Source organism: Rhizobium sp. NPDC090279, from assembly GCF_044769665.1.
Classification (GTDB): domain Bacteria; phylum Pseudomonadota; class Alphaproteobacteria; order Rhizobiales; family Rhizobiaceae; genus Rhizobium.
In genome coordinates this window covers 162,528-175,596 of the sequence record NZ_JBIVYI010000002.1, presented here as the reverse complement: position 1 = coordinate 175,596, position 13,069 = coordinate 162,528, and the positions used below count along the sequence as shown (strand labels likewise).

Below are 13,069 nucleotides of genomic sequence, written 5' to 3'. Positions count from 1 at the left end.
ACCCTCTAAAGGCCCGCATCCTCCGCAGCTTCGCTTAGCAGACCGAAAGCGTAATCCGAAAACGAACGCCAGACCTCGACGCGGAACGTCTCCTCATCGAGCCGCAGGAGCACGACTTCGACCTTGCCGAGCAGCGTGCGCGAGCAGGCGCCGACCGGGAAAGCCTGTAGCGAAAGATCCTGTGGGCAGCCGCCCGCGATCGTCGCTTCGGCACCGGGACCGGAGACGATGACAGCGGTATTGCGATGCGAGACATCGGCCGCCGAGTGCAGCACGCCGGCCGAGGCCGCGACGCCGACCAGATCGGCGCCATTCTCATCGATGACGAGCCATTCGTCCGGTCCGAGCCAGAGGACATGACGACCGTTGGCGCTGGCCGAGGTCTTCGGCCGGTTCGGCACCTGCAGGCCAAGCGCCTGTGAAAGGCCGCCGATGGAATCCGCGGGCGCGCGCAGCGCAATGCGGCTTGCGGGTGCTGCTGGCGTCAATCGCACCGTGGAAGAACCGCCGTGGCGGCCAGCGAGCGGCAGTTTGCGAATTGCGAGATCAGCCATTGATCCGGCCTCCTTCCTTGTCAAAGAACACCAGATCCGTCACCTCGACTGATATCGTCTTGTCGGGCATCGGCACATAGAGCGTCTTGCCCATGCGCTCGCGTCCGCCAGCAACCAGCGCGAAAGCGATGGAGCGACCGAGATTCTCAGACCAGTAAGACGAGGTGACATGGCCGAGCATGGTCATCGGCTTCTGCTCGTTCGGATCGGCGACGATCTGTGCGCCCTCCTCCAGCACCACCTTCGGATCGCGGGTGACGAGACCGACGAGCTGCTTGCGCCCTTCCTTGACGAGATCCGGCCGCTTCAGGCCGCGAATACCGACGAAATCGGTCTTCTTCTTCGAGACCGCCCAGGAGAGCCCGGCATCATCAGGCGTCACCGTTCCGTCCGTATCCTGGCCGACGATGATGTAGCCCTTCTCGGCGCGCAACACGTGCATGGTCTCGGTGCCATAAACACAGGCACCCAGCGGCTCGGCGCGAGCCCAGACAGCCTCCAGAACCGACTGACCGTAATCGGCCGGCACGTTGATTTCGTAGCCGACTTCACCCGTGAAGGAGACGCGGAACAGCCGCGCCGGCACGCCGCACACCTTGCACTCAGCCACGCTCATATGCGGGAAGGCCTCGTTGGACAGATCCTGCCCCTCGACCAGCGGCTCGATGATCTCGCGCGCCTTCGGACCCTGCACGGCGATGACGGCCCACTGCTCCGTGGTCGACGTCAGCCACACCTTCAGATGCGGGAATTCGGTCTGCAGATAATCTTCCATGTGGTGCAGAACACGCGGCGCACCGCCGGTCGTGGTGGTCACATGGAAACGATCCTCGGCGAGGCGCCCGACGACGCCATCGTCATAAACGAAGCCGTCCTCGCGGGTCATGATGCCATAGCGGCAACGGCCCGGCTTCAGCGTATCCCAGGCATTGGTATAGAGCAGGTTGAGGAACTCGGCCGCATCCGGCCCGACCACCTCGATCTTGCCGAGCGTCGAGGCATCGAACACGCCGGCCACCTCGCGCGCCGTGCGGCACTCGCGATTGACGGCCTGATGCATGGTCTCGCCGGCGCGCGGATAGAACCAGGCGCGTTTCCAGTTGCCGACATCTTCGAAGATCGCACCATGCGCCTCTTCCCAGGCATGCATCGGCGTCTTGCGCGAGGGGTCGAAAAGCGACCCACGCGAATGGCTGATCAGCGTGCCGTAGGTGACGGGCGTATAGGGCGCACGGAAGGTGGTGAGACCGACCTGCGGAATATCCTTGCCAAGCATTTCGGCGGCAATCGCCAACCCGTGCATGTTGGAGAGCTTGCCCTGGTCGGACGCCATGCCGTTGGTGGTAAAGCGCTTGATGTGCTCGATGGAATGCATTCCCTCGCGCACGGCAAGGCGGATATCCTTGGCGCAGACATCGTGCTGGAAATCGACGAAGGCCTTGGCATTCGTGTCAGGCCCCGCGCCTTCGGCAGCACCGATCATGCCGCCCGTCCATTCGAAAGCCTGCTCGGCGTGAAGCTGGATCTTCTCGCCGCCATTGGTGGCTCCGGTAGCGCGGGCCATCAGCTCGCCGGCGGCAAGCGATTCCTCGATCGCCGCCTGCAGCCCGTCCGTACCGTTGCAGGCACCGACCGACAGACAATCCTGCACATAGGTGCCCGGCAGGAAGCGCTGTTTCTCCGCCTCGAATTTCAGCTTGCCGCGCGACTGCGAGAAGAGATGCACGGAAGGCGTCCAGCCGGATGAAACCAGCAGGGCATCAATCGCGATCTTGCGCTTGGCGGAGCTGCCATTGCGTGCAACGGTCATGGAGGAGACCCGCAGCTTGCCCGAGGTATCGATGACGGCATAGTCGGTCATCACCTCGATGCCGAGCCGCTTGGCCTCGGCCAGCACAGCCTCGCCCGGCCGCGCGCGGCTGTCGACGATGGCAGCAACGGAAACGCCGGCGCGCTTGAGGTCGAAGGCGGCTTCATAAGCCGAATCATGCGCCGTATAGACGCCGATCTTGGCTCCGACCGCGACGCCGTAGTGGTTGAGATAGGCGCGCGCGGCGGACGCCAGCATGATGCCCGGCCGGTCGTTGTTTGGAAACACCATGTGGCGTTCGATGGCACCCGTCGCCAGGATGGCCCGCTTGGCGCGGACCTGCCACAGGCGTTCGCGCGGCAGATCGCGGCCCGGCTTCGCCAGATGGTCGGTCACGCGTTCGGCAAGGCCGAAGAAATTGTGGTTGTAGTAGCCAAAGGCCGTCGTGCGGGTCAGCACCTCGACATTCGCCATCGCCTTGAGCCTGGCAACGACACCCTGCGCCCAGTCATAGCCCTCGACGCCGTCGATCTTGACGCCGGTATCGAAGCGCAGTGCGCCGCCGACCTCAGGCTGTTCGTCGCAGAGAATGACCTTGGCGCCGGTTTCGGCAGCGGCAAGCGCCGCGGAAAGACCGGCAATGCCGGCGCCGATGACGAGTACGTCGCAATGGGCGTAGCGGCTCGCATAGTGATCCGGGTCTTCTTCCGTCGGCGCGACGCCGAGGCCGGCGGCACGACGGATGAAGGGTTCATAAATATGCTTCCAAGCCGCCTTCGGCCACATGAAGGTCTTGTAGTAGAAGCCGGCGGCAAAGAACGGCGACATGAGATTGTTGACACCGCCGACATCGAAGGCGAGCGACGGCCAGCGATTCTGAGACTGCACCTTCACGCCGTCGAAGACCTCCTGTACGCTGGCGCGCACGTTCGGCTGCCGCCGCGCCGCATCGCGGGAGATGTCGAGCAGCGCATTCGGCTCCTCGGCGCCGGCTGACAGGATGCCGCGCGGGCGGTGATACTTGAAGGACCGGCCGACGAGATGAACGCCGTTGGCAAGCAGCGCGGAGGCGACGGTATCGCCTTCGAGCGCGGTGTAGCTCTTGCCGTCAAAAGTGAAGCGAGCGGTTCTGGCCGGCGTCAGACGCCCCTTGCCCGCAATACGATTGGCGCCGCTCATTCAGCAAATCCCTCTTTTTGTGCCGTCAGTTCTTGTTCGTTCTGCTGCTGTGCCGCCGGCTCGGATGCGCCAGGCTTGAGCGTCGCCGGATCAGGCTTCGGCTCGCCGGCCTTGTAGGTGCGATAGAAGTGGTCGCTCACCGTGTCGCGCGCCGCATTGAAGAAGCGGCCGCAGCCATGAATATGCCGCCAGCGTTCGAAGATCAGGCCCTTGGGATTGTCGCGGAGGAAGAAATATTCCTCGAATTCCTCATCCGAGATCCCGGCAATATTGGCCGGCCGAGCGATATGCGCATCGCCGGCGTTGCGGAATTCGAGTTCCGAACGCTCTTCCTCGCAATAGGGGCAGTAAATCAGCAGCATCGTTTTCTACCTGTGTTAAAGCTCGGAGCCCGAAAGGCTTGTGCCGGGAGGCTGGGCGCAAAGCCGCCGTCCCATGGTGACGAAAGGTGTTATGCGCTTCAGCAGCGCCTCCAGCGATCCATAGGGTTTCAGCACGTTGGTCATCCCTATATTAACCAGGCTCATGCCGAAGAGATCCGTATCGAGCACGAAGGCCCTGGTTGCCTCAGGTTTCTGGTCGGGCACGAAATAAACCGCCGGCTTGTTCAGCACCTTGGCGCAGGCAAGCACGCCGCTTTCTGCCACGAAGGGCCAATCGACCTCATCCTTCGCCTTGTGGATCACCTGCATACGAAAATCCTTGACCCCCGGAACGAGATCGTTGACTTCGGTCGCGATCACTCCAGCCGGCAAGGAAAACCCAGCCGCAAGAACGATCCCGACCGCCGTCAGCATCAGTGTGCCACGGCGGCGGCGGCCGCCTCATCGATCAGTCGGCCGGTGCGGAAGCGATCCAGCGTCAGCCCGGCATTGAATTTATGCGGCTCATCTCGGGCAATCAGATGCGCGAACAGATTGGCCGAACCCGGCGTCGCCTTGAAACCGCCTGTGCCCCAGCCGCAATTGACATAGAGACCCGGAACTGGCGTCTTCGACTGGATCGCCGAACGGTCCGGCGTGTTGTCGACGATGCCGCCCCAGGAGCGCATCATCTTCACGCGCCGGAACATCGGGAAAAGCTCGCAGATCGCATCCAGCGTATGGGTGATGATCTGCAGCCCGCCGGTCTGGCTGTAGGAATTATACTGGTCCGTGCCGGCGCCGATGACGAGTTCGCCCTTGTCGGACTGCGAGATATAGGCATGCACCGTGTTCGACATCACGACGCACGGGAAGATCGGCTTCAGCGGCTCGGAAACCAGCGCCTGCAGCGGGCTCGACTGCAACGGCACGCGCACGCCGGCCATCTGCATGACGACGGTCGTGTGGCCGGCAGCGGATACGCCGACCTTCTTGGCGCCGATGAAGCCCTTGCTCGTATCGACGCCCATCACGCGGCCGTCCGGCGCACGACGAATGCCGGTCACTTCGCAATTCTGGATAATGTGGACGCCGCGATCGGAAGCCGCGCGGGCAAAGCCCCAGGCCACCGCATCGTGCCGTGCCGTGCCGCCGCGACGCTGCAGCGCAGCGCCATTGATCGGATAGCGCGCCGTCTTCGAAATATCGAGCGGCGGACAATAAGCTTTCGCCTGTTCCGGCGTCAGCCATTCATTGTCGATGCCGTAGAGGCGGTTGGCATGGATATGCCGCTTGAAGGACTGCTGGTCATGCACATTGTGCGACAGCATCATCACGCCACGCGGCGAATACATGACATTGTAATTGAGATCCTGAGACAGCCCTTCCCAGAGCTTCATCGAATGCTCGTAGATGTGCATGCTCTCTTCATAGAGATAGTTCGAGCGGATGATGGTGGTGTTGCGGCCGGTATTGCCGCCGCCGAGCCAGCCCTTCTCGATCACGGCGACATTGGTGATGCCATGCTCTTTGGCGAGATAGTAGGCCGCACCCAGGCCATGACCGCCGGCGCCGACGATGATGACGTCATACTCCTTGCGCGGCTCAGGCGAGGTCCACTGAGCCTCCCAGCCCTTGTGAGCCCGCATCGCTTCCCGTGCCACGGCAAAAACCGAGTATTTACGCATTCGCCCTCAACTCCTTCAGGCATGACGCCCTTTTATGGGCCATACAAATCGCAAATCAAAAACCGACACAACGGCTCTTTTGCGACGCATTCAGGACCGTCTTTCGACACGGTTAAAAGAAAGATCGAATGACGACGCCAAACTTCTTAACGGCTTGCGTGTATGCGGCAAACTTCACGCTCGCTCAGACATAAACCACGGTGTTGCGTCACGCGTAAAAAGAAGACACGCGGCGAGTAAATAAAACAATGTCGATAGGATCAGAAAAGCGAGTTCCAATGTTGTACCTTCGGGATTGCCCTTGATGGCAATGAAGCCGAAGGAAAAGCCGATGACAAACATCATGGCGAATTGCGCTGCAAGCGTCATCCAGCGCGCCCAGTTCGTGCGCCTGCGCACAACCAGCCAGACCCAGAAAATTTGAATGCAAAGAAACGCGATTTGCAAGAAGGTGAATGCAAGCGGCGCTTCGGCAAAATGTCTGCTCGTCCTATCCCAATTCACCATCTGATTTATAAAAATGATCGCCATCGCGGCATATGTGAGCCGTTCAGAATACCGAACGTTGGTCGGCATAGTCTGGCCGTTCATAAGTCCCCCATCCTACTTGCGCTGCAGGTGACAAACCTTCACCCGGCCCCCATGGCCATCCTTGCGCCAGACGCATCCTTCTCTGCGCGGCTTCTGGTTGTAAAGATAGATTCTCGCACGGTGCTTGCTGTCAAAAGTCTGGTTGGAAAAATCGTGCCCGCCGACCCGGACGTTCTTGCCGAAGCGGACTTCGCCGGCCATAGCTGGCTCAAGCGCACCAGCAAGAACGATAAGAGCCAGCGCAAATGCCGCCACCCTCTTAGCGATCGCAAAGCCGAGCGATTTCATAAAGCGATTCCCCCTTTGCGCGGACAAGTGCCGAGATAGCGCAATCGCCGCAGCATGCGAACGACCGTGACCGAAATACTCACACAAGCATGTCAATGTCGCAAAGATCGGCGTCTGCCAATCGCTTATTCAACAGCTTCTTTGAAGCCCCACGGGCATCGCTGGCTGAATTCGGTACTCGACAACTAGCTTTTTCCTCTGCAAACTCACGATCTGGCTAGACTTTGACAAACCGATCTGCTATCTCGCCTAACCAATCGCAAGGCTACGGCTGCGCGAACGCATTTTTTTTGCCTCCTGGCGCTGCCGTCGCCGCTGGCATCAACCAAACTAAAGGAACGTGATTCTCGTGCAGGTACTTGTCCGCGATAACAATGTCGACCAGGCTCTCCGCGCTCTCAAGAAGAAGATGCAGCGCGAAGGTATTTTCCGCGAAATGAAGATGCGCGACTATTACGAAAAGCCGTCGCAGAAGCGTGCTCGCGAAAAGGCCGAAGCTGTTCGTCGCGTTCGCAAGCTTGCTCGCAAGCGCGCTCAGCGCGAAGGCCTTGTTGCCAAGTAATCGCCGTTTTTTCGACGTTTTCAGATGCATGTGTGGCGGGGGCGAGTCGTTCGCCGCCGCCTTTTTGATTTATTCTCCGGACAAATCGGATTAAATCAGAACAGCCTGATATGAGACGCATGGGGAAAGCGAACCCGATAATGGCAATGACGACTTCCGTAAAGTTCCGCACTTCGAACCTTTCCTTACTCGTTTCGAAGCGCGCCGTGGCGCTGCCTGCCTTGGCGATGCTTGCCGCGATCAGCCTTTCCGGCTGCCAGACCGCCTCCACCGATAATGTGATCCAGATCGACAAGGCGCAGGGCTCTTCGGAAAACATCGCTTCGCTGACTTCGGTCATCAACGCCAATCCGCAGGACCCGGAAGGCTACAATGTGCGTGGCACGGCCTATGGCCGTGGCGGTGATTTCAACCGTGCGCTGGCCGACTTCAACCAGGCGATCCAGCTCAATCCGAAGTTCTATCAGGCCTACGCCAACCGCGCGCTCATCTATCGCAACATGGGCAAGCTGCCCGAAGCGGTCGCGGACTACACTGCCGCCCTGCAGATCAACGGCAATTACGACGTCGCCTATATCGGCCGCGGCAATCTCTACCGCCAGGCTGGCCGAGATAACGACGCCTTCAACGATTATTCCAAGGCGATCAGCCTCGGCACGACTGATGGACGCGCCTATAACGGCCGCGGCGTGATCTATCAGAAGCGCAATCAGCAGGACAAGGCGATCGACGACTTCTCCAAGGCGATCTCGCTGTCGCCGAATGCGCCGGAGCCTTACAACAGCCGCGGCATCTCCTATCTCGCGCAGAACGACGACGACAACGCCTTCGCCGATTTCAACCACGCGATCGAATTGAACAACAAGGTCGCCGAATCATGGGCGAACCAGGCCTTCGTCTACGAACGCAAGGGCGACAAGGCGAAAGCACGCCGCTCCTATCAGCATGCGGTCAACCTCGATCCCAGCTATCAGCCGGCCAAAGATGGTCTGGCGCGCGTCGGCGCCGGCTCTTAACCAGTATCCGGCAATCGAATAAGCAGCCGCCCGGCGAACTCGCCCGGCGGCTTTTCTTTGCCATCGCGAACGCCTAGTCTCAGCTCACCCCATTCAAGCGAGACAGCGACATGCCCTCCCCGCAGAAAATCATCGTCATCGGCGCCGGCATCATCGGCGCCTCCATCGCCTGGCATCTCCAGCGCAAGGGCGCGTCCGTGACAGTGGTTGCCCAGCGGACCGGCGGCGTTGCGACGCCAAACTCCTTCGCCTGGATCAATGCGAGCTGGGGCAATCCGGAATTCTATTTCCGTGTCCGGCACCGTTCGATGGCGGAATGGTCGCGGCTGAAGAAGGATCTGCCCGATCTGCCTCTATCCTGGTGCGGCGGCCTCAGCTGGGACCTCCCCGAGGCAGAGCTGGACGCCTATGCGGCGCAACATCATGGCTGGGGTTATGGCATACAACCGGTCAACCGGGCGACCAGCGCGATGATCGAACCGGCTCTCGCCAACCCGCCCGACTATGCCTTGCATGTCGCCGAGGAAGGTGCCGTCGAACCTGTTGCAGCCTCCAAGCTTCTGCTGGAAAACGCCCGCCATCAGGGCGCGATCCTGTCGCCTGGCGTCGAGGTCAAAGGTCTGCTTAGAGAAGGTGAGCGGATCGTCGGCATCCAAACGAGTGAAGGGGCGATGCGCGCCGATCATGTCGTTCTGGCCGCCGGTGCGGGTACGGCAGCGCTCGCCGCCTCCGCCGATGTCTCCGTGCTGCTCGAAACGCCCCCGGGACTCATCGTCCATTCCCGTCCCGTGCGAAAAATGCTGAATGGCCTAGTGATGGCGCCGGAGCTGCATTTGCGCCAGACGATGGAGGGACGAATCATCGCCGGCAGCGACTTCGGCGGCACCGATCCCGGCAACGATCCACAAGCGGTTGCCGACGATCTCTTCGCCAAGGTCAAAGCGACATTGAAAGGCGGCGAAGCGCTGGAACTCGACTTCCACACCGTTGGCTATCGCCCGACACCGAAGGACGGCCTGCCGATCCTGGGTGGCGTCGATGCAGCGCCCGGTCTCTATCTCGCAGTCCTGCATTCCGGCGTCACGCTGGCGCCGCTCGTCGGCCTGCTGGCAGCGCAGGAGATCACCGAGGGGGACGAAGATCGCGATCTCGGCGCATTCCGTCTTTCACGCTTTGCCTAACTCGAATACCAGGCGGTCAACGCAACTCAAAGGATGCCTTGCCACAGTCGTAAATACCCGAGATCGCTTACGATTTTGAAGTAATGACTTTTCAGATGTTGCAACGAAAATTACCGAGCCCTAACATGGCGCTCATGGAGCATGTAGCTCGGATCTGGGCATGGGGGCGCTTGGCATGATGACCAAAACCATTCTTTTCGCGTTTGCCGGCGCTTTGGATCGTCATGGAGGCACGATCGGTTGATCGCCCCATGAGGAAGCCGCATTTTCCGAAAGCGTCGATCGGAGCCTATCTGATCGCCATCGCCCTGGCGATTGCCTTGCCGATTCTCGCCTTCGTCGCACTGCTTCTGGTCCAGCTCGAAGACAATGAACGCGACGCGCTGAAGGGCGATACGGTTCAGGACGCGCAGGCGCTTTCGCGCGTCATCGATCGGCAATTGCAGGACATGGCGACGACGTTGCGGCTGCTGTCTTCCTCGCCGGAACTCGAGCGCAACGACATCGCCACCTTCTTCGCTCGCACGGAAACGGTCCTGCGCACCGATTCGCTCTTCGTGCTGCTGATGGAAAAGGATGGGCAGCTTCGGCTGAACACTCGCTGGCCGCTTGGCAAACCGCTCGGCAAGACGGGCAACTTGGCTGCGCTGCAATCGGCGCTGAACTCCGGCCGCATCGAGGCATCCGATGTCTTCATAGGCTCGACCGCCCGCCGTTGGGTCTATAACGTCACCCTGCCCCTCGAACATTCGCCGGCCGGCGCTGCTCTGGCAGTAACCCAGGATGCTGACGAGCTTGCCAAGCTTGTGACGACGGAAGCCCTGCCACCTGGCTGGTCGGCCGCCGTTCTGGACAAATCGGGCCATGTGGTTGCCGCCGGCGGCCCGACGACCCTTGCGCCTGGCGACGCGTTCAACAAGAACATTCTGCCGAAGCTGATCGCGTCCAGCGGCGTCTACCAGGATGAAAAGACCCTGCCGAACGCAGTACTCGGTTATGCGCAGATCTCGGGCTGGTCCTGGAAGGCCGTCGTCTGGGGGCCGATCGCCTCCGCGCAGGCGTCGCTGATGAGCACCTGGCGCTTCCTGATCTATGGCGGCGTGACGCTGCTGCTGATTGCTTTGATCGCGGTCTATGCCCTGGCGCGCCAGGTGCGCACCACGATACAGAGCATTGCCGACATGGCGGATCGCATGGGCCGCGGCGAGATCGTCTCGCCGATCGATACCAGCGTTCTCGAGGCAAACCAGGTGGCCGTTGCGCTTTCCAACGCATCCTTCGACCGCAGCGTCACGGAGGACCGATTGCATTTCGTCATGCATGAGCTCGTCCACCGCACCAAGAATCTGCTGGCGCTCGCCCAGGCGATGACGCGGCAGCTCGCCCGGCAGACCGATAGCGTCGACACCTTCCAGCGGGCAGTCGCCGATCGGCTCGAAGGCCTGGCCCGCTCCATCGAGGTCCTGACCAGCGAACAATGGTCCGGCGTGTCGCTACGCCGCGTGATCGACATCCATCTCGCGACCTTCCTGCAGGCCCCGCAGCAGCTCGATGTTCTCGGCAATGATTTCCTGCTGAAGCCGGAGGCGGTGCAGAATCTCGGCCTGGTCCTGCATGAGCTCGCCACCAATTCGGTGAAATATGGCGCGCTTTCCGCGCCCGAGGGCAAGATCACCATCGAATGGACGAACGAAGCCGCGGAAACCGGCACCATGATTCGCTTCGTCTGGACCGAAAGCGGCGGTCCGCCGGTCAAGCCGCCGAGCGACACCGGCTTTGGCACTACCGTCACGAAAACCCATGCCGCGGCATCCTTCAGCGGCCATGTCGAGGTCGATTTCCGCCGGACTGGCCTTGTCTGGAAGCTGACAGCGCCGCGCAATACAATGGAGCGGCAGCGGAGCTGATGTCTGGAGCGATTCAGCTTTTCATGGAATCTCTGAAGCGCTCTATCTCTTTGTTGTCACGCAATTCCGGACGGAAAACCGCTGCGCACTTTTCCTGGAATTGCTCTATGGCTCGCCAAGAGAAGCGTCGGCACGGGCAAGCAACAAGGCACGTTCCCTTTCATTGCCGGTCAATTCCGCCGCGCGTCGAAATTCCATCCGCGCCTCCGCAGTTCGCCCCAGCCTTGCCAGAAGATCGCCTCGCACGGTCGGGAGAAGATGCGATTCCCTCAGGCGCGGCTCATCCTTCAGCGCATCGGCGATGGCAAGGCCATGGGCGGCGCCGAACGCCATGCCGACGGCGACCGCCCGGTTGACTTCGACGATCGGCGACGGCGCTGCCAGGGCCAGCGCTTGATAGTAGGCGGCAATGGCGATCCAGTCGGTATCGGCCGCGGTCGCCGCTCGGGAATGACAGGCAGCAATCATAGCCTGCAGCAAATAAGGACCGGGCAGCGTCGTCAGAAGCATGGCACGGGCCAGACCATCGAGACCGCTGCGGATCGACGACCAGTTCCATCGGCTGCGGTCCTGATCGAGCAGCAGGATCGGATTGCCCGACCCGTCGACCCGGGCCGCAAAGCGAGAAGCCTGCAGCTCCATGAGCGCCAGAAGCCCCAACACCTCCGGCTCGTGCGGCATCAACGCCGCCAGCGAACGCCCCAGACGCAAGGCCTCGCCGCACAGATCGGCACGCAGCCAATGCGGTCCGTCCGTTGCCACATAACCCTCGTTGAAGATCAGATAGACCACCTCCAGCACCGCGGCGAGACGCTCCCGCCGCTCCTCGCCGCGCGGCGTCTCGAAAGCGATTCCCGCTTCGCGTAGCGTTCGCTTGGCGCGCACGATGCGCTGCGCGATGGTGGCTTCGGGCAGCAAGAAGGCCCGCCCGATCTCCTGCGTCGACAAACCGCCCAGCAGCCGTAAGGCAAGTGCCGCGCGTTGCTCGGCTGGCAGCATCGGATGGCAGGCGGTGAAGATCAGCCGCAGCAGATCGTCATCGATATCCTCATCCAGCACGGACTCGATATCGGGAGTCTGGTGCTCAAGTGCGACGAAATCGATAGCGAGTTCGCGATTCTTGCCGTCGATCAGTGTGGTGCGGCGCAGCCGGTCAAGCGCGCGGTTCTTGGCGACCTGCGTCAGCCAGGCCGCCGGATTGCGCGGAATGCCATCGCGGGGCCAGCGTTCGAGCGCCAGCACGAAGACATCCTGCGCGATCTCCTCGGCAAGACCGATATCCCGCAGCAACCGGTTCAGCCTGGCGGCGAGCTTTGGCTGCTCGATCCGCCAGACCGCTTCTATGGTCCCTGACGTGGTCACCCCTTCAGCTCATCGAAGCCTTCAGCCACCTTCTGCACATCCTCCGGAAATTCGCTTATCTCGAATATGCGGCGAACCTCGATGACGTCGTCTTCCCCTGCCGGGCATCGGCGCGCCCACTCGATGGCCTCGTCGCGCGAACGCACGTCGATGACCCAATAGCCGCCCAGCACTTCCTTGACTTCGGCGAACGGGCCGTCGACGACGGATGGCTTTCCGCCCTTGAAGTTCACGCGAGCGCCGGAGGATGGCGGATGCAGCCCGTCGAGCGCCAGAAGCACACCAGCCTTCTTCAGCGCCTCATTGTATTTCATCATAGACTCGACGGCTTCCGCACCGGGCATGGTGTCGGGAGCAGCGGAAGCGTAACCGCCGGGGATCATCAGCATCATGAATCGCATGGGTTCTGTCTCCTTGGTTGGTTAGAACATACCACACGACGAACGAGGCACGGCGGAATCGACGGGAGCTCGAAAAATAGTTTCGATTTTTCGCGGAGCAGTGCAGACCCGGCCGGTTCGCAAGACCGGAGACGCGCAAATGCCTGCCTCCATGATTTTCCAGCGGGG

The 13,069-nt window shown here is 61.4% G+C and carries 13 protein-coding genes; 4 read left to right on the top strand and 9 right to left on the bottom strand.

The genetic code is table 11. From position 1 onward, the window contains the following. Positions 1 to 5 precede the first annotated feature (5 nt). The 7 genes from ACIQWP_RS04945 to ACIQWP_RS04915 all read right to left on the bottom strand — a co-directional run bounded on the left by ACIQWP_RS04945 (position 6) and on the right by ACIQWP_RS04915 (position 6,472). Positions 6 to 554 carry a sarcosine oxidase subunit gamma gene (locus ACIQWP_RS04945; RefSeq protein WP_402783069.1) on the bottom strand — a complete coding sequence of 183 codons (549 nt, stop codon included), beginning with the start codon at positions 552 to 554 and terminating at the stop codon, positions 6 to 8. Further along, positions 547 to 3,543 (bottom strand): sarcosine oxidase subunit alpha, encoded by a 2,997-nt coding sequence (locus ACIQWP_RS04940; protein ID WP_402783067.1) that lies wholly within the window; start codon positions 3,541 to 3,543, stop codon positions 547 to 549. Before ACIQWP_RS04940 ends, ACIQWP_RS04945 begins: the two co-directional genes overlap by 8 nt. Continuing rightward, positions 3,540 to 3,905 carry a sarcosine oxidase subunit delta gene (locus ACIQWP_RS04935; RefSeq protein WP_402783064.1) on the bottom strand — a complete coding sequence of 122 codons (366 nt, stop codon included), beginning with the start codon at positions 3,903 to 3,905 and terminating at the stop codon, positions 3,540 to 3,542. The genes ACIQWP_RS04940 and ACIQWP_RS04935 overlap by 4 nt, the downstream gene beginning before the upstream one ends. 15 nt (positions 3,906 to 3,920) lie before the next feature. Then, positions 3,921 to 4,340 (bottom strand): hypothetical protein, encoded by a 420-nt coding sequence (locus ACIQWP_RS04930; RefSeq protein ID WP_402783062.1) that lies wholly within the window; start codon positions 4,338 to 4,340, stop codon positions 3,921 to 3,923. Continuing rightward, positions 4,340 to 5,593: a sarcosine oxidase subunit beta family protein gene (locus ACIQWP_RS04925; RefSeq protein ID WP_402783060.1), complete on the bottom strand. Its 1,254-nt coding sequence runs from the start codon at positions 5,591 to 5,593 to the stop codon at positions 4,340 to 4,342. The genes ACIQWP_RS04930 and ACIQWP_RS04925 overlap by 1 nt, the downstream gene beginning before the upstream one ends. A gap of 174 nt (positions 5,594 to 5,767) precedes the next feature. Continuing rightward, positions 5,768 to 6,184 (bottom strand): hypothetical protein, encoded by a 417-nt coding sequence (locus tag ACIQWP_RS04920; protein WP_402783058.1) that lies wholly within the window; start codon positions 6,182 to 6,184, stop codon positions 5,768 to 5,770. A 12-nt stretch (positions 6,185 to 6,196) separates the two neighbouring features. After that, positions 6,197 to 6,472: a hypothetical protein gene (locus ACIQWP_RS04915; protein WP_402783056.1), complete on the bottom strand. Its 276-nt coding sequence runs from the start codon at positions 6,470 to 6,472 to the stop codon at positions 6,197 to 6,199. Between the two features lie 349 nt (positions 6,473 to 6,821). On the opposite strand from ACIQWP_RS04915, the gene rpsU reads away from it, so the two are divergent. The 4 genes from rpsU to ACIQWP_RS04895 all read left to right on the top strand — a co-directional run bounded on the left by rpsU (position 6,822) and on the right by ACIQWP_RS04895 (position 11,138). After that, positions 6,822 to 7,034, top strand: a complete 213-nt coding sequence (gene rpsU, locus ACIQWP_RS04910; RefSeq protein ID WP_004117638.1) for a 30S ribosomal protein S21 — start codon at positions 6,822 to 6,824, stop codon at positions 7,032 to 7,034. A 140-nt stretch (positions 7,035 to 7,174) separates the two neighbouring features. Continuing rightward, positions 7,175 to 8,050, top strand: a complete 876-nt coding sequence (locus ACIQWP_RS04905) for a tetratricopeptide repeat protein (protein ID WP_402783054.1) — start codon at positions 7,175 to 7,177, stop codon at positions 8,048 to 8,050. Positions 8,051 to 8,160: 110 nt separating this feature from the next. Next, positions 8,161 to 9,231, top strand: a complete 1,071-nt coding sequence (locus tag ACIQWP_RS04900; protein ID WP_402783052.1) for an NAD(P)/FAD-dependent oxidoreductase — start codon at positions 8,161 to 8,163, stop codon at positions 9,229 to 9,231. 251 nt (positions 9,232 to 9,482) lie between these two features. After that, on the top strand, positions 9,483 to 11,138 hold the full coding sequence (locus tag ACIQWP_RS04895) for a sensor histidine kinase (protein WP_402783050.1): 1,656 nt from the start codon (positions 9,483 to 9,485) through the stop codon (positions 11,136 to 11,138). Positions 11,139 to 11,243: 105 nt separating this feature from the next. Here ACIQWP_RS04895 and ACIQWP_RS04890 read toward each other — a convergent pair whose 3' ends face one another. Both ACIQWP_RS04890 and ACIQWP_RS04885 read right to left on the bottom strand, forming a co-directional pair. Continuing rightward, positions 11,244 to 12,500: an RNA polymerase sigma factor gene (locus tag ACIQWP_RS04890; RefSeq protein ID WP_402783048.1), complete on the bottom strand. Its 1,257-nt coding sequence runs from the start codon at positions 12,498 to 12,500 to the stop codon at positions 11,244 to 11,246. After that, a complete protein-coding gene (locus tag ACIQWP_RS04885) occupies positions 12,497 to 12,901 on the bottom strand; it encodes a YciI family protein (RefSeq protein WP_402783046.1) in 405 nt (134 codons plus the stop codon). The genes ACIQWP_RS04890 and ACIQWP_RS04885 overlap by 4 nt, the downstream gene beginning before the upstream one ends. Between the last annotated feature and the right edge of the window lie 168 nt (positions 12,902 to 13,069).

Excerpts from the sequence above, each read along its gene's own strand:
- ACIQWP_RS04940 (WP_402783067.1), bottom strand. The coding sequence starts at position 3,543 with ATGAGCGGCGCCAATCGTATTGCGGGCAAGGGGCGTCTGACGCCGGCC.
- ACIQWP_RS04920 (WP_402783058.1), bottom strand. The coding sequence starts at position 6,184 with ATGAACGGCCAGACTATGCCGACCAACGTTCGGTATTCTGAACGGCTC.
- ACIQWP_RS04905 (WP_402783054.1), top strand. The coding sequence starts at position 7,175 with ATGGCAATGACGACTTCCGTAAAGTTCCGCACTTCGAACCTTTCCTTA.
- ACIQWP_RS04935 (WP_402783064.1), bottom strand. The coding sequence starts at position 3,905 with ATGCTGCTGATTTACTGCCCCTATTGCGAGGAAGAGCGTTCGGAACTC.
- ACIQWP_RS04895 (WP_402783050.1), top strand. The coding sequence starts at position 9,483 with ATGAGGAAGCCGCATTTTCCGAAAGCGTCGATCGGAGCCTATCTGATC.
- ACIQWP_RS04915 (WP_402783056.1), bottom strand. The coding sequence starts at position 6,472 with ATGAAATCGCTCGGCTTTGCGATCGCTAAGAGGGTGGCGGCATTTGCG.
- ACIQWP_RS04945 (WP_402783069.1), bottom strand. The coding sequence starts at position 554 with ATGGCTGATCTCGCAATTCGCAAACTGCCGCTCGCTGGCCGCCACGGC.
- ACIQWP_RS04885 (WP_402783046.1), bottom strand. The coding sequence starts at position 12,901 with ATGCGATTCATGATGCTGATGATCCCCGGCGGTTACGCTTCCGCTGCT.
- ACIQWP_RS04925 (WP_402783060.1), bottom strand. The coding sequence starts at position 5,593 with ATGCGTAAATACTCGGTTTTTGCCGTGGCACGGGAAGCGATGCGGGCT.
- ACIQWP_RS04900 (WP_402783052.1), top strand. The coding sequence starts at position 8,161 with ATGCCCTCCCCGCAGAAAATCATCGTCATCGGCGCCGGCATCATCGGC.
- ACIQWP_RS04930 (WP_402783062.1), bottom strand. The coding sequence starts at position 4,340 with ATGCTGACGGCGGTCGGGATCGTTCTTGCGGCTGGGTTTTCCTTGCCG.